The sequence below is a fragment of the Streptomyces sp. NPDC012827 genome (assembly GCF_042900905.1).
Lineage (GTDB): Bacteria > Actinomycetota > Actinomycetes > Streptomycetales > Streptomycetaceae > Streptomyces > Streptomyces gulbargensis.
This window is the reverse complement of sequence record NZ_JBIBBY010000001.1, coordinates 139,245-159,430: the sequence shown is the minus strand read 5'-3', so window position 1 is coordinate 159,430 and position 20,186 is coordinate 139,245. Positions and strand designations below refer to the sequence as shown.

Genomic DNA, 20,186 nt, shown 5'->3' with positions numbered 1-20,186 from the left:
CCCGGCCCGCGGCGCGACCTGGCGGGCCCCGGCCCGGACCGCCCGGCAGGACCGGAAGGCACGGACCTGCCTAGAAGGTCTGCAGCGTCACCAAGGTGATCCGCGGCGCCCCGCCGCCGGTGCCCGGCTCCGTCTCGATCCGCACCCGCTGCCCCGGCCGCAGCAGCCGCAGCCCGCCCGCCTCGAAGGCCTCCGCCCCGAACTCCACCGGGGTGCCGTCGTCGAGCAGCACACTTCCGGTGCGGGTCTCGGGGTCGTACGTGAACGCGGTCGCCTGCATGGTCCGCAGCCTATCCGGCGACCGGCAGCCAGCGGGCCGCCGTCCGCGGGCCGAGCCCCAGCGCCCGGGCCGCCGCCAGATCCTCGCCCGTGTCCACGTCCCGGCGGACGGAATCCACCCCCGCCGGCCGGATTTCCACCGCCCCCGTGGACAAATGCCGCAGCCGCGACGGACCCCCGAATGCCGGTTCCAATTCCACTCCCGGCGCGGCCGAGAGGAATGTCGTACCTATTTCGGCGGCATCCGCGAGAAATGCCCGCGGAAATTGTCCGGCCGCGTCCAGGACCAGCGCCAGCTCGGCCGGCCGCAGGGCCGGGAGGTCCGCGCCGAGCGCCGCCACCCGCGCCCTCGGCCGCCCCCGGCGGACCGTGCGCGCCCCGTGCGCGAGGGCCGCGTTGAGCCCCGCCCCCGGAACGTCCGGCTCGATCCGCGCCCCCACCGCGGCCAGGGCCGCGCCCGCCGCCGGGTCGTCGGTGACGACCGTCACGTCCCGCACCCGGGGGCAGGCCAGCGCCGCCCCCACCGTGTCCTCGGCGAAGGCCAGCGCCAGCCGGGGCCGCAGCAGGTCGCCCGCCGAGGGCGTCAGCCGGCTCTTGGCCCGCGACAGGGGTTTCAGGGGGACGACCAGGGACCAGCCGTCGTCGGCGTCGGTGTTCATCGCACCCCATTCTGTCCCGCCCGCCCGGTCCGGCCGGGGGCCCGGGGCGTACGGTGTCCTCGACAGAGCAGGAGCATGGGGCGACACTTGACCCCCTGCCAGCAAGACCCGGAGAAAGGTGTCCGCGTGCCCCGCCGCAGAATCGGCTTCTGGTACCGCCTCGCGGCGGTCATCGCCAAACCCCCCCTGGTGGTTCTGTTCAAGCGGGACTGGCGCGGCATGGAGCACATTCCGGCCGACGGCGGATTCATCACCGCGGTCAATCACAACTCCTACCTGGACCCGCTGTCGTACGCGCACTACCAGTACAACACCGGGCGCGTCCCCCGCTTCCTCGCCAAGGCCGCCCTCTTCAAGGGCTCCTTCGTCGGCACGATGCTCCGCGGCACCGGACAGATCCCCGTCTACCGCGAGACCACCAACGCCCTCGACGCCTTCCGGGCCGCCGTCGACGCCATCGAACGCGGCGAGTGCGTCGCCTTCTACCCCGAGGGAACGCTCACCCGCGACCCCGCCATGTGGCCGATGGCCGGCAAGACCGGCGCCGCCCGGGTCGCGCTGCTCACCAAGGTGCCCGTCATCCCGGTGGCCCAGTGGGGCGCCAACCTCGCGATGCCGCCGTACGCGAAGGAGAACAAGCTCAGCCTGTTCCCCCGCAAGACGCTGACGGTGCAGGCGGGCCCGCCGGTCGACCTCTCGCGCTTCTACGGCCTGGAGCCCACGCCCGAGGTGCTGCGCGAGGCCACCGAGGTCATCATGGCGGCCATCACCGCGCTCCTGGAGGAGATCCGCGGCGAGAAGGCGCCCGCCGAACCGTACGACCACCGCAAGGCCCGTCTGGAGCAGCGGCGCAGGGCCGCCGGGGGAGGCGCCAAGTGACCAGGGCAGCCGTCTTCGGCAACGGATCCTGGGGGACCGCCTTCGCGATGGTCCTCGCCGACGCGGGCTGCGAGGTCAGCCTCTGGGGCCGGCGCGCCGAACTCGCGGACACGATCAACCGCACCGGCGTCAACCCCGACTACCTCCCGGGCGTCGAACTCCCCAAGGGCATCACGGCCACCGCCGACCCGGCCGAGGCCGCCGCGGGCGCCGACTTCACCGTCCTGGTCGTCCCCTCCCAGACCCTCCGCGGCAACCTCGCCGCCTGGGCGCCCTCGCTCGCCCCCGGCACCGTCCTCGTCTCCCTCATGAAGGGCGTCGAACTCGGCACCGCCAAGCGGATGAGCGAGGTGATCCAGGAGGTCGCGGACGTGCCCGCCGACCGGGTGGCGGTCCTCACCGGACCCAACCTGGCCAAGGAGATCGCCGCCCGGCAACCCGCGGCCGCCGTCGCCGCCTGCGCCGACGAGAGCGTCGCCCAGCGGCTCCAGGCCGCCTGCATGACCCCGTACTTCCGTCCGTACACCAACACCGACGTCGTCGGCTGCGAACTCGGCGGGGCGGTCAAGAACGTCATCGGGCTCGCTGTCGGCATCGCCGACGGCATGGGCCTGGGCGACAACTCCAAGGCCACGCTCATCACCCGCGGCCTCGCCGAGACCACCCGCCTCGGCCTCGCCATGGGCGCCGACCCGCTCACCTTCTCCGGTCTCGCGGGCCTCGGCGACCTCGTCGCCACCTGCTCCTCGCCGCTCTCCCGGAACCACACCTTCGGCACGAACCTCGGCCGGGGCATGACCCTCCAGGAGACCATCGCGGCCACCAAGCAGACCGCCGAGGGCGTCAAGTCCTGCGAGTCGGTGCTCGATCTGGCCCGCCGCCACGGGGTCGACATGCCGATCACCGAGACCGTCGTCTCCATCGTCCACGAGGGCAAGCCGCCGATCGTCGCCCTCAAGGAGCTGATGTCGCGGTCCGCCAAGCCCGAACGCCGCTGAGCGGTACGGCCCGGCGGCCCGGCGCGGCCGAACGGCCCCCCGCCGCTGGGCCGGACGCGCGGGGGCGGAGCGGGGCGCTCAGGAGTTCGGGTGCAGCAGGGTACCCTCGTCGCGATATGAGCGAGAACACCCAGAGCCCCCGCAAGCCGCGCGTGGCCGTCGTCTTCGGCGGCCGCAGCTCCGAGCACGCCATCTCCGTCGTCACCGCCGGCGCCGTCCTGAGCGCCATCGACCGGGACAAGTACGACGTGCTGCCCATCGGCATCACGACGGACGGGCGCTGGGCGCTCACCGCCGACGCGCCGGAGCGGATGGCCATCGCCGACCGTGCCCTGCCGAACGTCGCCGACCTGGCCGAGTCCGAGGAGGGCGGCGTCGTCCTCCCCGTCGACCCCGCCAACCGCGAGGTCGTCCTGGCCGAGCCCGGCGCCGTCCCCAAGGCCCTCGGCGAGGTCGACGTGGTCTTCCCGATGCTCCACGGCCCGTACGGCGAGGACGGCACCCTCCAGGGCCTCCTGGAGCTCTCCGGCATCCCCTACGTCGGCGCCGGCGTCCTCGCCTCCGCCGTCGGCCAGGACAAGGAGTACATGAAGCGGATCTTCGTCTCGTACGGCCTGCCCGTCGGCCCGTACGAGGTGGTCCGCCCCCGCGAGTGGGATCAGAACCCGGCCGCCGCCCGCAAGAAGATCGTCGAGTTCGCCGCCGACCACGGCTGGCCGCTGTTCGTGAAGCCGGCCCGCGGCGGCTCCTCCATGGGCATCACCAAGGTGGACGACCTCTCCGGCCTCGACGAGGCCATCGAGGAGGCCCGCCGCCACGACCCGAAGATCCTGGTCGAGGCGCTCGTGAGGGGCCGCGAGATCGAGTGCGGCGTCCTGGAGTTCGAGGACGGCCCGCGCGCCAGCGTCCCGGCCGAGATCCCGGCCGTCACGGACCACGACTTCTACGACTTCGAGGCCAAGTACATCGACTCGGCCTCCGGGATCGTGCCCGCCCCCATCGGCGAGGAGGCCACCGCCGAGGTCCAGCGCCTCGCCGTCGCCGCCTACGAGGCCGTCTCCTGCGAGGGCCTGGTCCGCGCCGACTTCTTCCTCACCGAGGACGGCGACTTCGTCATCAACGAGATCAACACGATGCCCGGCTTCACGCCGATCTCCATGTACCCGCGTATGTGGCAGGAGAGCGGTGTCAGCTACCCCGAGCTGGTCGACCGGCTGATCCAGGCCGCGCTGACCCGCTCCACGGGCCTGCGCTAGCCGCCCCGTCCCCGGGAGCCGGCCGCGCACGCGGGGCCGGCTCCCGGGGCACGTCCGGGCGGTGTCAGGAGCACGCGTCGGCCGCGAGCGCGCACGGGATCGTCGCGGAGACCGGCTCCGCGAGCGCCGCGAGCGGCCCCGCGTCGTGCGCGAACCGCTCGTCCAGGCTCACCTCCACGTACGTCCTGCGGTACACGGAGGTGAACCGGGTCCCGCCGCCCTCCGGACGCTCCAGCATCCAGTTGACGCCGTTGGCGGAGACCCCCTGCGCCTTCGGATCGCTCATCTTTTCGGGCCGGGGGACCCCGCAGCGCAGTACGATCGCACCGTCACCCCACCCGGCGGTCAGCTCGGAGCCGGGATCGGGATCGGTCCGCTCCAGCCCCGCCACGGTGTCGGGCAGCTCCTTCGCCAGTGCCTGGCAGAGGGCAGCCTCCGCCGCCGGCGGGCTGGGGACCGCCACGGACGCCCCGGCGTCCCACGGGACGCACCCGGCGACGGTCAGCAGCAGGGCTGCGGCCGACAGGGCGGAGGGCAGGCCGAAGGGCCGGTGGGAAGACATCACCGGCCAAGCGTAGACGGGGGCTACAGATGAACGACCGGGCAGGTGAGCGTGCGCGTGATGCCGTCCACTTGCTGGACCTTGGCGACGACCATGCGCCCGAGCTCGTCCACCGTGTCGGCCTGCGCGCGCACGATGACGTCGTACGGTCCGGTCACGTCCTCGGCCTGGATCACCCCCGGGATCTTGGAGATGGTGTCGGCGACGGTCGACGCCTTGCCCACCTCGGTCTGAATAAGGATGTACGCCTGTACCACGGAACCTCCAGGGCGACCACGAGGATCGTGTGGGAGAAAGAGACGCCACGTTATCGCGTCGCCGCGGGCCGCGGGGAGACCCACGTGATCCAAAGCGTCCGGGTTGTGGCGTACACAGGACAGAAGTTGACGGTCTACTTGACGGTACCCAGCACGGTGACGGCCCGCGACCCGCGGTGCGCGACGACGCTCCGCCGCCCGCCGGCCGGCACGACGACACGAGGTGAGACGCGGTGAAGGGCACAGTCGGAGAGCTGGGCGAGTTCGGGCTCATCAGGGAGCTCACGTCCCGGCTCACCTCCACCCCGGCGGTACGGATCGGGCCCGGCGACGACGCCGCGGTCGTCTCCGCCCCCGACCGGCGCGTGGTGGCCAGCACGGACATCCTCCTCGAAGGACGTCACTTCCGACGCGACTGGTCCACGGCGTACGACGTCGGGCGCAAGGCCGCCGCGCAGAACCTCGCCGACATCGCCGCCATGGGCGCGGTCCCCACCGCGCTCCTCCTCGGCCTCGTCGTCCCCGCCGAACTGCCCGTCACCTGGCCCACCGAACTCATGGACGGCCTGCGCGACGAATGTCAGGTCGCGGGCGCGGCGGTGGTCGGCGGCGACGTCGTCCGCGGCGACACGATCATGGTCTCCATCACCGCCCTCGGCGACCTCCGCAACCACGACCCGGTCACCCGCGGCGGCGCGCAGCCCGGCGACGTCGTCGCCTACACCGGCTGGCTCGGCTGGTCCGCCGCCGGTTACGCGGTCCTCTCCCGGGGCTTCCGCTCCCCGCGCGCCTTCGTCGAGGCCCACCGCAGGCCCGAACCGCCCTACCACGCGGGTCCCGCCGCCGCCGGGCTCGGCGCCACCGCCATGTGCGACGTCAGCGACGGCCTCATCGCCGACCTCGGCCACATCGCGGAGGCCAGCAAGGTCCGCATCGACCTGCGCTCCGGGCTCATCGACATCCCCACCCAGATGAACGACATCGGCCAGGCCGTCGGCGTCGACCCCATGCAGTGGGTGCTGACCGGAGGGGAGGACCACGCCATCGTGGCCACCTTCCCGCCCGACGTGAAGCTCCCCGCCCGCTGGAAGGTCATCGGAGAGGTCCTCCACCCCTCCGCGCTGCCCCAGGTCACCGTGGACGGCGCCCCCTGGCACAGCGCGGGCGGCTGGGACCACTTCGGGGAGACCGAGTGACCGCCCCGCCGCTGGTGCTGACCGTCGCCGGATCCGACTCCGGCGGCGGCGCCGGCATCCAGGCCGACCTCAAGACCATGCTCGCCCTCGGCGTCCACGGCATGAGCGTCCTCACCGCCGTCACCGCGCAGAACTCGCGGGGCGTCCAGGGCGTCTGGGAGCTTCCCGAGGAGGCCGTACGCGCCCAGTACCGGGCCGTCGTGGACGACATCGGCGTCCACGCCGTGAAGACCGGCATGCTCGCCACCGCCCCGCTCGTCGAGACCGTCGCCGGGCTGCTCGCCGGCACCCCCGGGGTGCCCGTCGTCGTGGACCCCGTCGGCGTCTCCAAGCACGGCGACCCGCTCCTGGCCGCCTCCGCCCTGGAGTCCGTACGCGAACGCCTGCTGCCCACCGCCACGGTCGCCACGCCCAACCTGGACGAGGTGACACAGCTCACGGGCGTGCACGTCGTGTACGAGAGCGACATGAGGACGGCCGCCGAGGCGGTCCTGTCGTACGGACCCGCCTGGGTCCTGATCAAGGGCGGGCACCTGCCCACCGGCCGGGAGGCCGTGGACCTGCTCACCGACGGCACCGAGGAGCACTGGCTCCGCGCCCCGCGCCACGACAACCGGCACACCCACGGCACCGGCTGCACCCTCGCCTCCGCGATCGCCTCGGGCCTCGCGAAGGGCCTGGAGGTGCCGGAGGCCGTACGGCAGGCCAAGGAGTACGTGACGGGCGCCCTCGCCGCCGGCTTCGCCCTGGGCCAGGGCATCGGCCCGGTCGATCACGGCTGGCGCTTCCGCAACTAGCGGGACTTCCGCAGGGCCGGACCGGAAGCGGGTACGGCAAAAGGCCGGTCCACCGAGGTGGACCGGCCTTTCAAGGCAACCGCAGGGGCTGCGCTACGACACGGAAACGTCGCGAATTAGCGCGAGACCTTGCCGGCCTTGATGCACGAGGTGCAGACGTTGAGCCGCTTCGGCGTCCGACCGACCACGGCACGCACGCGCTGGATGTTCGGGTTCCAGCGACGGGACGTACGGCGGTGCGAGTGCGAAATGTTGTTGCCGAAGCCCGGCCCCTTGCCGCAGACGTCGCAGTTGGCAGCCACGGGTCACTCCAAAGACTTCAGATTTACAGTGAAATCCGGCGCACCGGAATCAGGAGTCTGAAGTGGCTTGCCGGGGAACGGCCCGACATGTGCCGGGCAACCGAAGCAGCATACAACGGCTGCTGCGGTGGAACGAAACTACCATGTCGAGGGCGGACCTCGCCCCGGGCCCCGGTCACGGGCCCGGCACCCCGGGTCTACCCTGCGGTGAGCTCCCGCCGCCCGAAGGAGGCCCCCTTGCCGCGCCCCGTTCCGCCCTCCGAGGAGCTCACCGAGCTCGACGCCGAAGCGGTCCGGACCTGGTGCGCGCGGGCCCTTGACGCCCTCGGGCGGGAGCGCGCCGAGATCGACGCGATCAACGTCTACCCCGTCGCCGACGGGGACACGGGCACCAATCTCTACCTGACCGTCGCCGCCGCCCACGAGGCCGTCGAGGCCGTCTGCGCCGCCGCCGGCACCGCCCCGGACACCGCCGAGACCGTACGGGCCATGGCCCACGGCGCCCTCCTCGGCGCCCGCGGGAACTCCGGCACGATCCTCTCCCAGCTGCTGCGTGGCATGGCCGCCGTCCTCGCCCTCGGAGGTGACGGACCTCACCTCGCCCGAGCCCTGGCGGAGGCCGCCTCCGCCGCCCGCCGGGCCGTCGCCCACCCCGTCGAGGGCACCATCCTCACCGTCGCCGCCTCCGCCGCCGAGGGCTGCGCGGGCGGCGGGGACCTCGCGGAGGTGGCCAGGAACGCCTACGAGAAGGCCAGAACGGCCCTGGAGACCACCCCCGGCCAACTGGACGCGCTGCGCCGGGCCGGAGTCGTGGACGCCGGGGGCAAGGGCCTCGTCGCCGTGCTCGGCGCCCTCGCCGAGACCGTCACCGGCCACGCCCCGCCGCCCGCCGGCACCGCCCCGTACGCCCCCGTCCCGCCCGTCCCCGCCGAGACCTGCCCCGACGGCGAGGGCCCCGCCTACGAGGTCATCTACCTCCTGGAGGCCGACGACGCGGCCGTCGACCTCCTGCGGGGCCGGCTCGACGCCCTGGGGGAGTCGCTCGTCGTCGTCGGCGGCGACGGCCTCTGGAACGTCCACGTGCACGTCGACGACCCCGGCGCCGCCGTCGAGGCCGGCATCGAGGCCGGCCGCCCCCACCGCGTCCGCATCACCCACTTCGCCGCCGCCCCGCCCGCCGCGGCCGCCGAACCCGCCCGGCGCGCGGTCGTCGCCGTCGTCCCCGGCGAAGGCCTGGCCGGCCTCTGCGCCGAGGCCGGCGCCACCACCGTCCTCGCCCGGCCCGGCGAGCCCCCCGCGGGCGACGCGCTTCTCGACGCCGTCCGCCGGGCCCACGCCCGCGAGATCGTCCTGCTGCCCAACGACACGGAACTGAGGCAGGCCGCCGCCGCCACCGCCGAACGCGCCCGCGCCGAAGGCATCCGCGTCGCCCTCATCCCCACCCGCGCCGCCGTCCAGGGCATCGCCGCCCTCGCCGTCCACGAACCCGGCCGCAGCTTCGACGAGGACGTCGTCGCCATGACCGCCGCCGCCGGCGCCACCCGCTACGCCGAACTCGCCGTCGCCGAACGCCGCTCCTTCACCTCCGCCGGCGTCTGCCAGGCCGGTGACGTCCTCGGCCTCATCGAGGGCGACGTCGCCGTCATCGGCCAGGACCTCACCGAGACCGCCCGTACCGTCCTCGACCGGATGCTCCAGGCCGGCGGCGAACTCGTCACCCTCGTCGTCGCCGACGACACGCCGCCCGGCCTCGCCGACACCCTGGAGGCGCACGTCCGCCGCGCCCACCTGGCCGTCGACACCACCACCTACCACGCGGGCGCGGGCGCCCCGCCGCTGCTGATCGGCGTCGAATGACCGCGCCGCGCCGCCCCGCCTGTCGGTGCCGTGGTGTGCAATGGAGCACGTGCCCGCGCTCGACGAACCCCTGAAGAAGTCCCTCGGCCCCGCCACCGCGAAGGTCATGGCCGAGGCGCTCGGCCTGCACACGGTCGGCGACCTCCTCCACCACTACCCCCGCCGGTACGCCGAGCGCGGGGAGCTGACCACCCTCTCCGACCTGCCGCTCGACGAGCACGTCACCGTGGTCGCCCAGGTCGCCGACGCCCGCGTGCTCACCTTCAACGGCGCGAAGGGGCGCGGCCAGCGCCTCGAAGTGACCATCACGGACGGCAGCGGCCGGCTGCAACTGGTCTTCTTCGGCAAGGGCGTGCACAAGCCGCACAAGGAACTCCTGCCCGGCACCCGCGCGATGTTCGCCGGCAAGGTCTCCCTCTTCAACCGGCGTCTCCAGCTCGCCCACCCCGCCTACGAACCGCTCCGCGGCGACGGCGAGGCCGCCGAGGCCGTCGGCAGCTGGGCCGCCTCCCTCATCCCGATCTACCCGGCCACCACCAAACTGGAGTCCTGGAAGATCTCCAAGGCCGTCGACGCCGTCCTGCCGAGCGCCGCCGACGCCGTCGACCCGCTCCCGCCCGCCCTCCGCGAGGGCCGGGGCCTCCTCGCCCTCCCCGACGCCCTGCGGCAGATCCACCGCCCCCGCACCAAGGCCGACGTCGCCGCGGCCCGCGACCGGCTCAAGTGGGACGAGGCCTTCGTCCTCCAGGTCGCCCTGGCCCGCCGCCGCCACGCCGACACCCAGCTCCCGGCCGTCGCCCGCAGGCCCGCCCCGGACGGCATCCTCGCGGCCTTCGACGCCAGGCTGCCCTTCACCCTCACCGAGGGCCAGGAGAAGGTCTCCCGGGAGATCTTCGACGACCTCGCCACCGAGCACCCCATGCACCGCCTCCTCCAGGGCGAGGTCGGATCGGGCAAGACGATGGTGGCCCTGCGTGCCATGCTCGCCGTGGTCGACGCCGGGGGACAGGCCGCCCTGCTCGCCCCCACCGAGGTCCTCGCCCAGCAGCACCACCGCTCGGTCACCGAGATGATGGGCGAACTCGCCGAGGGTGGCATGCTGGGCGGCGCCGAGCGCGCCACCAAGGTCGTCCTCCTCACCGGCTCCATGGGCGCCGCCGCCCGCGGCCAGGCCCTGCTCGACCTCGTCACCGGCGAGGCCGGCATCGTCATCGGCACCCACGCCCTCATCGAGGACAAGGTCCAGTTCCACGACCTCGGCCTGGTCGTCGTCGACGAGCAGCACCGCTTCGGCGTCGAGCAGCGCGACGCGCTCCGGGGCAAGGGCAAGCAGCCCCCGCACCTCCTCGTCATGACGGCCACCCCCATCCCGCGCACGGTCGCCATGACCGTCTTCGGCGACCTGGAGACCTCCGTCCTCGACCAGCTGCCCGCGGGCCGCTCCCCGATCGCCAGCCATGTCGTCCCCGCCGCCGACAAGCCGCACTTCCTCGCCCGCGCCTGGGAACGGGTCCGCGAGGAGGTCGAGAACGGCCACCAGGCGTACGTGGTCTGCCCCCGCATCGGCGACGACGCCGAGCAGGAGAACGGAAAGAAGAAGGCCAAGGCTTCCGCCGGAAACGGGGACGAGGCGGAGAAGCGGCCCCCGCTCGCCGTCCTCGACGTCGCCGAACAGCTGAGCGCCGGTCCCCTCGCGGGCCTCCGCGTCGCGGTCCTGCACGGCCGCATGCACCCCGACGACAAGGACGAGGTGATGCGCCGCTTCGCCAAGGGAGAGCTCGACGTCCTCGTCGCCACCACCGTCATCGAGGTCGGCGTCAACGTCCCCAACGCCACCGTCATGGTGATCATGGACGCCGACCGCTTCGGCGTCTCCCAGCTGCACCAGCTCCGCGGCCGGGTCGGCCGCGGCTCCGCCCCCGGCCTGTGCCTCCTCGTCACCGAGATGCCCGAGGCGAGCCCCGCCCGGCAGCGCCTCGGCGCCGTCGCCGCCACGCTGGACGGCTTCGAACTCTCCCGCATCGACCTCGAACAGCGGCGCGAGGGAGACGTCCTCGGCCAGGCCCAGTCCGGCGCCCGGTCCTCCCTGCGCATGCTCGCCGTCATCGACGACGAGGAGATCATCGCCGCCGCCCGCGAGGAGGCCACCGCCCTCGTCCTCGCCGACCCCGAGCTCGACGCCCACCCGGGCCTGCGGACCGCCCTCGACGCGCTCCTGGACGAGGAGCGGGAGGAGTACCTGGAGAAGGGATGACGGGGGACGGCGGGCCGAGGGCACCGGATGAGGCGGCGAAGACCGGGGCGGCCATAAGCTGGGGCGTACGCACCGGACGAGCAGGACGAGGACACCGATGACCCGCGTGATCGCCGGCACCGCCGGCGGACGCCGACTGGCCGTGCCGCCCGGCAACGGCACCCGCCCCACCTCCGACCGGGCGCGCGAAGGCCTCTTCTCCACCTGGGAGGCCTTCCACGGCCTGGCGGGCGCGCGCGTCGCCGACCTGTACGCCGGGTCCGGCGCCGTCGGCCTCGAAGCGCTCTCCCGGGGTGCCGCCCACGCCCTGCTCGTGGAGGCCGACGCCCGCGCGGCCCGGACGGTGCGGGAGAACATCCGCTCGCTCGGCCTGCCCGGCGCCGAGCTCCGTACCGGCAAGGCCGAGCAGGTCGTCACCGGACCCGCGCCCGCCGAGCCGTACGACCTGGTCTTCCTCGACCCCCCGTACGCCGTCACCGACGACGCCCTGCGCGAGATCCTCCTCACACTGCGCGCGGGGGGCTGGCTGAGCGAGGATGCCCTGGTGACCGTGGAGCGCAGCACCCGGGGCGGCGAGTTCGGCTGGCCCGAGGGCTTCGAGCCGCTGCGGGCCCGTCGCTACGGCGAGGGAACGTTTTGGTACGGTCGCGCCGCCTCTACGTGCGAAGACGCACGATGACCGGACCGGAGAGCGAGGGACCCAAGTTGCGCCGCGCCGTCTGTCCGGGGTCATTCGACCCCATCACCAACGGACATCTCGACATCATCGCCCGCGCCTCCAAGCTGTACGACGTGGTGCACGTGGCCGTGATGATCAACCAGTCGAAGAAGGGCCTCTTCGAGGTCGAGGAGCGGATCGAGCTGATCCGCGAGGTCACCGCCGACTTCGGCAACGTGGAGGTGGAGTCCTTCCACGGCCTGCTCGTCGACTTCTGCAAGCAGCGGGACATCCCGGCCATCGTCAAGGGCCTGCGGGCGGTCAGCGACTTCGACTACGAGCTCCAGATGGCCCAGATGAACAACGGCCTCTCGGGCGTCGAGACCCTGTTCGTCCCCACCAACCCGACGTACAGCTTCCTCTCCTCCTCACTGGTCAAGGAGGTCGCGGCCTGGGGCGGCGACGTCTCCCACCTGGTGCCGCCCGCCGTCCTCGGCCGGCTCACCGAGCGCCTCCGGCGGAAGTGACGCGAAGCCACCGCTCCTGACGCTCCGTCATCAGGTGACGGGCGGGCGCCGACTGCCCTTACAGTCGTCCCGTCCGTCTCCATCCAGCTGTTGTAGAGAGTGGCGAGCACCCGGTGGACGTGCAGAAGAAGCTCGACGAGATCGTCGCGACCGTACAGAGCGCCCGCTCCATGCCCATGTCGGCGTCGTGCGTGGTCAACCGGGCCGAGCTGCTCGCCCTGCTCGAAGAGGTACGGGACGCCCTGCCCGGTTCCCTCGCGCAGGCGCAGGAGCTGATCGGCGGCCGGGAGCAGCTCGTGGAGGAGGCCCGCCGGGAGGCCGAGCGGATCATCGAGGCCGCCCACGCCGAGCGGGGCTCGATCGTCTCCGACACCCAGGTCGCCCGGGAGTCCCAGGAGGAGGCCGACCGGATCCTCGCCGAGGCCCGCCGCGAGGCCGAGGAGATCCGCGCCGAGGCCGACGAGTACGTCGACTCCAAGCTCGCCAACTTCGAGGTCGTCCTCAACAAGACCATCGGCGCCGTCGACCGCGGGCGCGAGAAGCTCCTCGGCCGCGGCCCGGGCCTGGACCAGGACGGCTACGCCGACGAGGACGCCCCCGAGTACAGCGCCGACCCCCAGACCCTCATCCACCGGGCCGACGCGTACGTGGACGCCAAGCTCGGCGCCTTCGAGGCGGTGCTCAGCAAGACCCTGGAGGCGGTCGGGCGCGGCCGGCAGAAGCTGCACGGCCGGATCGCCACCGACGCCCTCGGCGAGCACATGGCCGCCCAGGAGGGACTGGGCGGCCAGATCCACACCAGCGACGCCGACTACCTGGCCGGCCTCGCGGAGCTCGCCGATCCCCAGCCTGCCGCTCCCGCCCCGGCGCCGGCCGCCGCGCAGGCACCGGAGCAGCCGCCGCACGCCCCCGCCGACCCGTACGGGTACCCGCAGCAGGACCCGTACGCGTACCAGCAGCAGCCCGACCCCTACGGGTACCAGCAGCCGCAGCAGACGGACCCGTACGGCTACCCTCAGCAGGACCCCTACGCGTACCAGCAGCACCAGCAGCAGCCCCAGCAGCACCAGCCGCAGCAGCAGGCCGCCGCGCTCGACGAGACCAGCTTCTTCGACACGAGCATGATCGACCTGGAGCAGCTGCGACGGTACGAGCAGGGCCAGGGCCAGTAGGGGAACCCGGGCGACCACGGCTCGGGGGCGGCCCGGATTGGGCCCTGGGCGGTGTGTCCAGTATCCTGGCTGTTCGGTCGCGTGTATGTCCGCGATCCATGCTGCCCGCGTACAGCGGCAGTTCCCCACACGACGATCCGAAGGCAGGAAGAACCCTGAGTACGCGCCTCGACCACCGCAATCCCCTCGTGTTCGACACACACGAGCTGGGACGGCGTCCTGGTGCCCTCCAGCGGATCTCCCGCACGGTCGACGCGCCCAGGGACCTGGGTGTCGCGGGGGTCATCGGAGTGCCCGAGGGCGAGCCGGTGGAGATCGAGCTCCGTCTCGAGTCGGTCATGGAAGGGGTGCTTGTCACAGGCACCGCCCGTGCATCCGCCGAGGGGGAGTGCGTAAGGTGTCTGGAGCCCGTCGAGCTGGAGCTCGACGCGGACTTCCAGGAGATGTTCTCGTACCCCGACTCCGACGACCGGGGCCGCTCCAGGGCGGTCGCGGACGACGAAGCCGAGGACGACGAGAGCATGATCCCCCTCGAGGACGGCATGTTCGACCTCGAGCCCGTGCTGCGTGATGCGGTGGTGCTCGCACTGCCGATGCAGCCGGTGTGCCGGGAGGACTGTGCGGGTCTGTGTTCCGAGTGCGGGACCAACCTGAACGAGAACCCGGACCACCACCATGACGCCGTCGACATCCGTTGGGCGGCACTGCAGGGACTCGCCGGTTCGCTGGGAACCGACGAGAAGGACAACATGAGCGATGCCGCATCCGGTGTCGACGAGAAGCAGGAGAAGTAGCCGTGGCTGTTCCGAAGCGGAAGATGTCGCGCAGCAACACGCGCCACCGCCGGTCGCAGTGGAAGGCTGCGGTCCCCACCCTGGTTTCGTGTGAGCGTTGCCAGGAGCCGAAGCAGCAGCACATCGCGTGCCCGAGCTGCGGCACCTACAACAAGCGCCAGGTCCTCTCGGTCTGAGTGGCTGGTGAGAGGCACGATGTCTGACAACATCAGCACCGCCTCGTCCCACACGCTTCTGGAAGGGCGGCTCGGGTATCAGCTCGAGTCCGCCCTTCTGGTGCGTGCGCTGACCCACCGCTCCTACGCGTACGAGAACGGCGGTCTGCCCACCAACGAGCGGCTGGAGTTCCTCGGGGACTCCGTGCTGGGCCTGGTGGTCACGGACACGCTGTACCGCACCCATCCCGACCTGCCGGAAGGCCAGCTGGCCAAACTGCGGGCCGCGGTGGTCAACTCGCGTGCGCTGGCGGACGTGGGCCGCGGTCTCGACCTCGGCTCCTTCATCCGGCTCGGCCGGGGCGAGGAAGGCACGGGCGGCCGGGACAAGGCGTCCATCCTCGCCGACACCCTCGAAGCGGTGATCGGCGCGGTCTATCTCGACCAGGGCCTCGAAGCGGCGTCCGAGCTGGTGCACCGGCTCTTCGACCCGCTGATCGAGAAGTCCTCCAACCTCGGTGCCGGCCTGGACTGGAAGACCAGTCTCCAGGAACTCACCGCGGCCGAGGGTCTCGGTGTGCCGGAATACCTCGTCTCCGAGGAGGGTCCGGACCACGAGAAGACCTTCACTGCTGCCGCCCGCGTCGGTGGTGTCTCGTACGGCACCGGCACCGGCCGCAGCAAGAAGGAAGCGGAGCAGCAGGCGGCGGAGTCCGCCTGGCGCGCGATCCGCGCGGACGCGGACGCGCGCGCGGCGGCGGCGAAGGCCGTGGCCGAGGCGGGTACGGGAGAGGCCGCCGACCCCTCTCCGTCCGCGGACCGGGCGTCGGCCTGACGGCCGTCCCCCGTCCTCCCCGCCACCGCTTCCCGAGAACCCCGCCCCTTCCAGGGGCGGGGTTCTCGCCCGTTCCCGCCCCGGTAGGGTGAGGACCGTCCCCCGTGCGTCCCGAGGAGAGCCGTCCCGTGCCCGAGCTGCCCGAGGTCGAGGTCGTCCGCCGTGGTCTGGAGCGCTGGATCGCCGGCCGGACCGTGGCCGGTGTCGAGGTGCTCCACCCCCGGGCCGTACGCCGTCACGTGGCGGGCGGCGCGGACTTCGCGGCCCGGCTGGCCGGACAGCGCGTCGAAGGGGCCCGGCGGCGCGGCAAGTACCTGTGGCTGCCGCTGACCGGCACCGGCACCGCCGTCCTCGGTCACCTCGGCATGAGCGGGCAGCTCCTCGTCCAGCCCGAGGACGCCCCGGACGAGAAGCACCTGCGCATCCGGGTCCGCTTCGACGACTCCGCCGGCACCGAACTCCGCTTCGTCGACCAGCGCACCTTCGGCGGGCTCTCGCTCCACGAGCAGACCCCGGAAGGGCTTCCGGACGTCATCGCCCACATCGCCCGCGACCCGCTGGACCCCGCGTTCGACGACGCCGCCTTCCACCGGGCGCTGCGCCTGCGCCGTACGACGGTCAAGCGGGCCCTGCTCGACCAGTCGCTCATCAGCGGTGTCGGCAACATCTACGCCGACGAGGCGCTCTGGCGCTCCCGGCTGCACTACGACCGGCCCACCGCCACCCTGACCCGGCCGCGCTCGGCGGAACTCCTCGGGCACGTCCGGGACGTGATGAGCGCGGCGCTCGCGGCCGGCGGCACCAGCTTCGACAGCTTGTACGTGAACGTCAACGGCGAGTCCGGCTACTTCGACCGCTCGCTCGACGCGTACGGGCGCGAGAACGAGCCCTGTCACCGCTGCGGTACGCCGATGCGCCGCCGCCCGTGGATGAACCGGTCCAGTTACTTCTGCCCCCGCTGCCAGCGCCCCCCGCGCCCGGCGCGCGTGCCGGTGCTGGGCGCGGGGCGCTGAGAGGGGATCGACCTCTCCCGGCTCGGTCTCGGCCGTTCAGAGTGCCGGCCGCGGTCCCGGGTGGCGACTCACGTGCCCACCGGGCTCGCGGCGCGTGCCGGGTTCCCCGCGGCCGGCCCGCTCGCCCCGCGCTCCGCGTCGTACCGTTCCCGCGCCGCCACGACCTGGGGCATCCGGCCCTCCACCAGCTCGATGAGGCCCATCAGCTGTTCGGCGACCTCGCGGCCGAGCGGGGTGAGCGTGTAGTCGACGCGCGGGGGATTGGTGGGCTGGGCCTCACGGTGCACCAGGCCGTCGCGCTCCAGGGCGTGCAGGGTCTGGGAGAGCATCTTCTCGCTCACCCCGTCGACCCGGCGCCGCAGCTCGTTGAAGCGGAACGTCCCGTCGTGGAGCGCGCCGAGGGTGAGGCTTCCCCAGCGGCCGGTCACGTGCTCCAGCGTGGCGCGCGAGGGGCAGGCGCGGGCGAACACGTCGTAGGCACGGTCGTCAGTCATGTCTTCCACGGTACTCCGCGCAGCGCTGCGCGCTCACTGGGCGCTAACCAGGGGCTTGCGCTTTCTAAAAGTTAGTGCTCTACTTCTGGTCGTCCCCCGCACAGCCTCTCCGAGGAGTCCCCTGTGACCAGCCCTGTCGTCTCCATCGCCTACCACTCCGGCTACGGCCACACCGCCGTCCTGGCCGAGGCCGTCCGTGACGGCGCCGCCGAGGCCGGCGCCACCGTCCACCTGATCAAGGTCGACGAGATCACCGACGCCGAGTGGGAGCTGCTCGACGCCTCCGACGCGATCGTCTTCGGCTCGCCCACCTACATGGGCACCGCCTCCGGCGCCTTCCACCAGTTCGCCGAGGCCACCTTGAAGCGCTGGTTCGGTGACGCCTGGCTCGACAAGCTGGCCGCCGGGTTCACCAACTCCGGCTCCAAGAGCGGCGACAAGCTGCACACCCTCCAGTTCTTCCAGACGCTCGCCGGCCAGCACGGCATGACCTGGATCAACCTGGGCCTGAAGCCCGGCTGGAACAGCAGCGTCGGCTCCGAGAACGACCTCAACCGCCTCGGCTTCTTCTCCGGCGCCGGCGCCCAGACCCCCAGCGACCTCGGCCCGGAGGCCGTCCACAAGGCCGACATCGCCACCGCCGAACACCTCGGCCGCCGCGTTGCCACCACCGCCCGCGTCTTCCTGGCGGGCAGGACCGTGGCCTGACCGGCCCCGACACCACGCAAGGGCCCCGCCACCGACCGGTGACGGGGCCCTTGCGCGGCCGCGGGTGACTCAGGGAAAGATCTCCCGTGGAGGGGATGCGCATGGACATGTCCGAGCTGATGGAGTGGCTGGCCGAACGGGGCGTCACGGTCCTGTTCAAGGCCGACGGCGACCGCATGATCGAGCACCGGCAGGCCTGGATGGTCATCGCCGGCGGGGGGCCGCTGGGCAAGGACTCGTTCTTCCGCGCGGATCTGCGCACGGCCGACGCGTGTCTCGAGGTGCTGCTCGCGCACCTGGAGGAGAAGGGCCTGTCGCCCTTCCGGTGAGCCTCGGCCTGACCGGGAGCTCTCGCAGGGCGCCCCGACCACGGGCGCCGGCGCCGTGACGAGCCCGGCTCCGCACCCGACGGCTCGGCAGGACCGTCAGTACCCGAACTCCTGCGTCCACCACGGCCCGCCGTCGCCGAAGTGCACGCCCACGCCGAGGGCGGTGAAGTCGCAGTTCAGGATGTTGGCGCGGTGGCCGTCGCTGGCCATCCAGGAGGTCATCACGGCCGCCGCGTCGACCTGGCCGCGCGCGATGTTCTCGCCGCCCATGCCCGAGACGCCGGCCTGCTGCGCGCGGGTCCACGGGGTGTCGCCGTCCGGGTCCGTGTGGTCGAAGAAGCCGCGGGTCGCCATGTCGGCGCTGAAGGCGCCGGCGAGGGCGGCCAGCTCCGCGTCCTGGCGGACCGGGGTGCAGCCGACCTTGGCGCGCTCCACGTTCACCAGCCGGACGACCTCCGCCTCGGCGGCCGCCGCGCGGCTCGCGGTCGAGGGGGCGGAAGGGGTGGTCCTCAGCGGCACCGGGGTGGTGACGGCCGGTTTCGGCGCGTCCTGTGTGGTGGGGACGGCCGTGGGCGTCCGCGGTGCCTTCGGGGGCGCCGGGGGAGTGCTCCGCTTCGTGGCGGCCGGCGGGGCCTTCCGCGTCGGCGCGGCGGAGGGAGTGGAGGACGGCGTGGAGGACGGCGTACGCGAAGGCGTGGGCGTCGCCGACGCCTTCGTGGACGGGGCCGCCGACGGTGACGCCGCCGTGCCGTTGCCCGGACCGGGACCCGTGCCCGTGCGGGAGTCCGTGCCGTCCGTCCCGGCCGCCGAGGTGCGCGCCGCGCCGCCCTGGGTCGTCAGCTCCGGCGTCTGCCGGGTCTCGACCTGCCGCTCGCTCGTCGCGGCGCCGCCCGTGGTGAAGGTGTCGCCGCCGGGCAGCAGACCCGAGGCGACGGCCATGGCCCCGGCCGCCACGGCGGCGGAGGCGCCGAGCAGTCCCGTGCGGACGGGGGAGCCCCGCCGCTTGCGGCGGGTACCCCGGTGCCGGCTGTCCGTACCGGCCGCGTACTCTTCTGCGGCGGGCGCGGCGCCGGAGCGACGGTGGCGTCCCATCTGCTCTGCCTTCCTGCTGTCTTCGCTGGATCTTTGCTGATCTTTGCCGGAGTTTGCTCTCGGTATCGCGCCGGTGACGCGTCGGCGACCGGCCTTCGAACGGCCCGCACCCGCACGGGTGAGGCGTGTTCGTCGGGACTGTACGCCATGAGGCGCCGGGGCGACGTGCTGATCGCATGATCCGCCCGCTAGCGTGCAGCCATGAACGACGACGTACGGATGACCGCCTGGGTGCGCGGCCGGGTACAGGGAGTGGGCTTCCGCTGGTTCACCAGGGCAAACGCCCTGGAGATCGGCGGACTCGTGGGCTTCGCCCTGAACCTCGACGACGGCCGGGTCCAGGTCGTGGCCGAGGGACCCCGTGAGAATTGCCACCGTCTCCTCGACTGGCTGCGCTCCGACGACACACCCGGCCGCGTGGACGGTGTCACTGAGATCTGGGACACGCCGCGCGGCGGCTACGACGGCTTCGCCATCCGCTGAGCCCCCGGCACGGCCCCCGTCCACCCCCGCCGCCCGGCCGTCACGACCGCCGGGCGGCCTCCGCCCGACGGGGGCGTGAAGGGAGAACCACCAGGTGGTTGCCAATGCGCCGCCACTCGTGCCAGGCTGCGGGAAGAACGGATGATCCCCGTGCCCGGAGGCACCGCGTGGAGAGGCTCCGCCGCCCGACGAGCGGCCGAGGCCCCCGGTTGCCCCGCCCACAGGGGCGTGATCGTGTTGACCGTCAAACTTTTTGGTGAGACTCTGGAAGCCCCGCGCACCTGAGCTGTTGGGCAGTCGGAACCGGCACGACATGGACTGCCGAGCACCGCGGGTGCGATTCCCTCACGACCCATACCGCAATCGGTCGGTCACTCAGTGTGGAGGACCATCCATCATGGCAAAGGCGCTTCTCGGTTACGTCGGCGGCTCCGACCCGCGACTCCTCGCCGAGATGCGACGGCTTCAGCAGCGTGTCCAGGACCTCGAGTCCGAGCTGGTACGGATCCAGTCCGAGAAGGACGCGCTGTCCGCTGCCGCCGCACATCACAAGGGCGAGTCGCTGCTTGACGGCATCGACCTCGACGTACCCCAGGCGGAGCCTGCGCTCACCTGACAACCCAGCCCCGA

At 72.8% G+C, this 20,186-nt stretch carries 25 protein-coding genes; 18 read left to right on the top strand and 7 right to left on the bottom strand.

The genetic code is table 11. The features are described 5' to 3' along the window. Positions 1 to 70: 70 nt before the first annotated feature. Complete coding sequence (locus tag ACFY60_RS00705; protein ID WP_309050094.1) at positions 71 to 280, bottom strand: hypothetical protein; 210 nt, start codon at positions 278 to 280, stop codon at positions 71 to 73. Positions 281 to 290: 10 nt separating this feature from the next. Then, positions 291 to 938: a 2-phospho-L-lactate guanylyltransferase gene (cofC, locus tag ACFY60_RS00700; RefSeq protein ID WP_388607951.1), complete on the bottom strand. Its 648-nt coding sequence runs from the start codon at positions 936 to 938 to the stop codon at positions 291 to 293. Between the two features lie 126 nt (positions 939 to 1,064). On the opposite strand from cofC, the gene ACFY60_RS00695 reads away from it, so the two are divergent. From ACFY60_RS00695 to ACFY60_RS00685, 3 genes are all read left to right on the top strand, one after another. Beyond that, the gene (locus ACFY60_RS00695; protein ID WP_388607954.1) at positions 1,065 to 1,817 is read left to right on the top strand and encodes a lysophospholipid acyltransferase family protein; all 753 of its coding nucleotides are present in this window, start codon (positions 1,065 to 1,067) and stop codon (positions 1,815 to 1,817) included. Then, entirely contained in the window at positions 1,814 to 2,815 is a 1,002-nt protein-coding gene (locus tag ACFY60_RS00690) for an NAD(P)H-dependent glycerol-3-phosphate dehydrogenase (RefSeq protein ID WP_309050097.1), read from the top strand. The genes ACFY60_RS00695 and ACFY60_RS00690 overlap by 4 nt, the downstream gene beginning before the upstream one ends. 116 nt (positions 2,816 to 2,931) lie before the next feature. Next, the gene (locus ACFY60_RS00685) at positions 2,932 to 4,071 is read left to right on the top strand and encodes a D-alanine--D-alanine ligase family protein (RefSeq protein WP_388607956.1); all 1,140 of its coding nucleotides are present in this window, start codon (positions 2,932 to 2,934) and stop codon (positions 4,069 to 4,071) included. A 64-nt stretch (positions 4,072 to 4,135) separates the two neighbouring features. Here ACFY60_RS00685 and ACFY60_RS00680 read toward each other — a convergent pair whose 3' ends face one another. Together ACFY60_RS00680 and ACFY60_RS00675 are read right to left on the bottom strand one after the other, a co-directional pair. Beyond that, complete coding sequence (locus ACFY60_RS00680) at positions 4,136 to 4,633, bottom strand: DUF3515 domain-containing protein (RefSeq protein WP_388608182.1); 498 nt, start codon at positions 4,631 to 4,633, stop codon at positions 4,136 to 4,138. 23 nt (positions 4,634 to 4,656) lie between these two features. Then, complete coding sequence (locus tag ACFY60_RS00675) at positions 4,657 to 4,890, bottom strand: Lrp/AsnC family transcriptional regulator (protein ID WP_017947604.1); 234 nt, start codon at positions 4,888 to 4,890, stop codon at positions 4,657 to 4,659. Between the two features lie 233 nt (positions 4,891 to 5,123). Between ACFY60_RS00675 and ACFY60_RS00670 the strand changes: the two genes are divergently transcribed. Together ACFY60_RS00670 and thiD are read left to right on the top strand one after the other, a co-directional pair. Further along, complete coding sequence (locus ACFY60_RS00670) at positions 5,124 to 6,086, top strand: thiamine-phosphate kinase (RefSeq protein WP_309050100.1); 963 nt, start codon at positions 5,124 to 5,126, stop codon at positions 6,084 to 6,086. Then, the gene (gene thiD / locus ACFY60_RS00665) at positions 6,083 to 6,883 is read left to right on the top strand and encodes a bifunctional hydroxymethylpyrimidine kinase/phosphomethylpyrimidine kinase (RefSeq protein WP_388607959.1); all 801 of its coding nucleotides are present in this window, start codon (positions 6,083 to 6,085) and stop codon (positions 6,881 to 6,883) included. Before ACFY60_RS00670 ends, thiD begins: the two co-directional genes overlap by 4 nt. A 116-nt stretch (positions 6,884 to 6,999) precedes the next feature. Here the strand turns inward: thiD and rpmB are convergent, their stop codons facing one another. Beyond that, on the bottom strand, positions 7,000 to 7,185 hold the full coding sequence (rpmB, locus tag ACFY60_RS00660; protein ID WP_003957616.1) for a 50S ribosomal protein L28: 186 nt from the start codon (positions 7,183 to 7,185) through the stop codon (positions 7,000 to 7,002). A 237-nt stretch (positions 7,186 to 7,422) separates the two neighbouring features. Between rpmB and ACFY60_RS00655 the strand changes: the two genes are divergently transcribed. The 9 genes from ACFY60_RS00655 to mutM all read left to right on the top strand — a co-directional run bounded on the left by ACFY60_RS00655 (position 7,423) and on the right by mutM (position 16,450). Then, entirely contained in the window at positions 7,423 to 9,042 is a 1,620-nt protein-coding gene (locus tag ACFY60_RS00655; RefSeq protein ID WP_388607962.1) for a DAK2 domain-containing protein, read from the top strand. Positions 9,043 to 9,082: 40 nt separating this feature from the next. Then, a complete protein-coding gene (gene recG, locus ACFY60_RS00650; RefSeq protein WP_388607964.1) occupies positions 9,083 to 11,296 on the top strand; it encodes an ATP-dependent DNA helicase RecG in 2,214 nt (737 codons plus the stop codon). A 97-nt stretch (positions 11,297 to 11,393) separates the two neighbouring features. Further along, complete coding sequence (rsmD, locus tag ACFY60_RS00645) at positions 11,394 to 11,975, top strand: 16S rRNA (guanine(966)-N(2))-methyltransferase RsmD (RefSeq protein WP_309050104.1); 582 nt, start codon at positions 11,394 to 11,396, stop codon at positions 11,973 to 11,975. A 26-nt stretch (positions 11,976 to 12,001) separates the two neighbouring features. Next, a complete protein-coding gene (gene coaD, locus ACFY60_RS00640; RefSeq protein WP_309050107.1) occupies positions 12,002 to 12,481 on the top strand; it encodes a pantetheine-phosphate adenylyltransferase in 480 nt (159 codons plus the stop codon). Positions 12,482 to 12,594: 113 nt separating this feature from the next. After that, positions 12,595 to 13,653, top strand: coding sequence for an ATP synthase F0 subunit B (locus ACFY60_RS00635; RefSeq protein ID WP_388607967.1), 1,059 nt, complete (start codon positions 12,595 to 12,597; stop codon positions 13,651 to 13,653). Positions 13,654 to 13,751: 98 nt separating this feature from the next. Beyond that, the gene (locus ACFY60_RS00630; RefSeq protein ID WP_388607969.1) at positions 13,752 to 14,447 is read left to right on the top strand and encodes a YceD family protein; all 696 of its coding nucleotides are present in this window, start codon (positions 13,752 to 13,754) and stop codon (positions 14,445 to 14,447) included. Between the two features lie 2 nt (positions 14,448 to 14,449). Next, entirely contained in the window at positions 14,450 to 14,623 is a 174-nt protein-coding gene (rpmF, locus tag ACFY60_RS00625; protein WP_030496967.1) for a 50S ribosomal protein L32, read from the top strand. A gap of 19 nt (positions 14,624 to 14,642) precedes the next feature. Beyond that, on the top strand, positions 14,643 to 15,437 hold the full coding sequence (rnc, locus tag ACFY60_RS00620) for a ribonuclease III (RefSeq protein ID WP_388607971.1): 795 nt from the start codon (positions 14,643 to 14,645) through the stop codon (positions 15,435 to 15,437). 128 nt (positions 15,438 to 15,565) lie between these two features. Beyond that, positions 15,566 to 16,450 carry a bifunctional DNA-formamidopyrimidine glycosylase/DNA-(apurinic or apyrimidinic site) lyase gene (mutM, locus tag ACFY60_RS00615; RefSeq protein ID WP_388607973.1) on the top strand — a complete coding sequence of 295 codons (885 nt, stop codon included), beginning with the start codon at positions 15,566 to 15,568 and terminating at the stop codon, positions 16,448 to 16,450. A 68-nt stretch (positions 16,451 to 16,518) separates the two neighbouring features. Here mutM and ACFY60_RS00610 read toward each other — a convergent pair whose 3' ends face one another. After that, complete coding sequence (locus tag ACFY60_RS00610) at positions 16,519 to 16,944, bottom strand: winged helix-turn-helix transcriptional regulator (protein WP_388607975.1); 426 nt, start codon at positions 16,942 to 16,944, stop codon at positions 16,519 to 16,521. A gap of 123 nt (positions 16,945 to 17,067) precedes the next feature. Between ACFY60_RS00610 and ACFY60_RS00605 the strand changes: the two genes are divergently transcribed. Continuing rightward, positions 17,068 to 17,652 (top strand): flavodoxin family protein, encoded by a 585-nt coding sequence (locus ACFY60_RS00605; protein WP_388607977.1) that lies wholly within the window; start codon positions 17,068 to 17,070, stop codon positions 17,650 to 17,652. A gap of 101 nt (positions 17,653 to 17,753) precedes the next feature. Continuing rightward, positions 17,754 to 17,981, top strand: a complete 228-nt coding sequence (locus ACFY60_RS00600; protein WP_388607979.1) for a hypothetical protein — start codon at positions 17,754 to 17,756, stop codon at positions 17,979 to 17,981. Positions 17,982 to 18,077: 96 nt separating this feature from the next. Here ACFY60_RS00600 and ACFY60_RS00595 read toward each other — a convergent pair whose 3' ends face one another. After that, positions 18,078 to 19,073, bottom strand: coding sequence for a CAP domain-containing protein (locus ACFY60_RS00595; RefSeq protein WP_388607981.1), 996 nt, complete (start codon positions 19,071 to 19,073; stop codon positions 18,078 to 18,080). Positions 19,074 to 19,274: 201 nt separating this feature from the next. Between ACFY60_RS00595 and ACFY60_RS00590 the strand changes: the two genes are divergently transcribed. Continuing rightward, on the top strand, positions 19,275 to 19,556 hold the full coding sequence (locus ACFY60_RS00590) for an acylphosphatase (RefSeq protein WP_309054622.1): 282 nt from the start codon (positions 19,275 to 19,277) through the stop codon (positions 19,554 to 19,556). A gap of 397 nt (positions 19,557 to 19,953) precedes the next feature. Further along, positions 19,954 to 20,172: a hypothetical protein gene (locus ACFY60_RS00585; protein WP_388607983.1), complete on the top strand. Its 219-nt coding sequence runs from the start codon at positions 19,954 to 19,956 to the stop codon at positions 20,170 to 20,172. Positions 20,173 to 20,186: the final 14 nt, after the last annotated feature.

Bases quoted from the DNA above. Each gene is read 5' to 3' on its own strand.
- ACFY60_RS00630 (WP_388607969.1), top strand. From the start codon at position 13,752: ATGCTGCCCGCGTACAGCGGCAGTTCCCCACACGACGATCCGAAGGCA.
- ACFY60_RS00610 (WP_388607975.1), bottom strand. From the start codon at position 16,944: ATGACTGACGACCGTGCCTACGACGTGTTCGCCCGCGCCTGCCCCTCG.
- ACFY60_RS00680 (WP_388608182.1), bottom strand. From the start codon at position 4,633: ATGTCTTCCCACCGGCCCTTCGGCCTGCCCTCCGCCCTGTCGGCCGCA.
- cofC (WP_388607951.1), bottom strand. From the start codon at position 938: ATGAACACCGACGCCGACGACGGCTGGTCCCTGGTCGTCCCCCTGAAA.
- rsmD (WP_309050104.1), top strand. From the start codon at position 11,394: ATGACCCGCGTGATCGCCGGCACCGCCGGCGGACGCCGACTGGCCGTG.
- ACFY60_RS00685 (WP_388607956.1), top strand. From the start codon at position 2,932: ATGAGCGAGAACACCCAGAGCCCCCGCAAGCCGCGCGTGGCCGTCGTC.
- ACFY60_RS00705 (WP_309050094.1), bottom strand. From the start codon at position 280: ATGCAGGCGACCGCGTTCACGTACGACCCCGAGACCCGCACCGGAAGT.
- rnc (WP_388607971.1), top strand. From the start codon at position 14,643: ATGTCTGACAACATCAGCACCGCCTCGTCCCACACGCTTCTGGAAGGG.
- ACFY60_RS00595 (WP_388607981.1), bottom strand. From the start codon at position 19,073: ATGGGACGCCACCGTCGCTCCGGCGCCGCGCCCGCCGCAGAAGAGTAC.
- recG (WP_388607964.1), top strand. From the start codon at position 9,083: ATGGAGCACGTGCCCGCGCTCGACGAACCCCTGAAGAAGTCCCTCGGC.
- ACFY60_RS00585 (WP_388607983.1), top strand. From the start codon at position 19,954: ATGGCAAAGGCGCTTCTCGGTTACGTCGGCGGCTCCGACCCGCGACTC.
- ACFY60_RS00600 (WP_388607979.1), top strand. From the start codon at position 17,754: ATGGACATGTCCGAGCTGATGGAGTGGCTGGCCGAACGGGGCGTCACG.
- ACFY60_RS00590 (WP_309054622.1), top strand. From the start codon at position 19,275: ATGAACGACGACGTACGGATGACCGCCTGGGTGCGCGGCCGGGTACAG.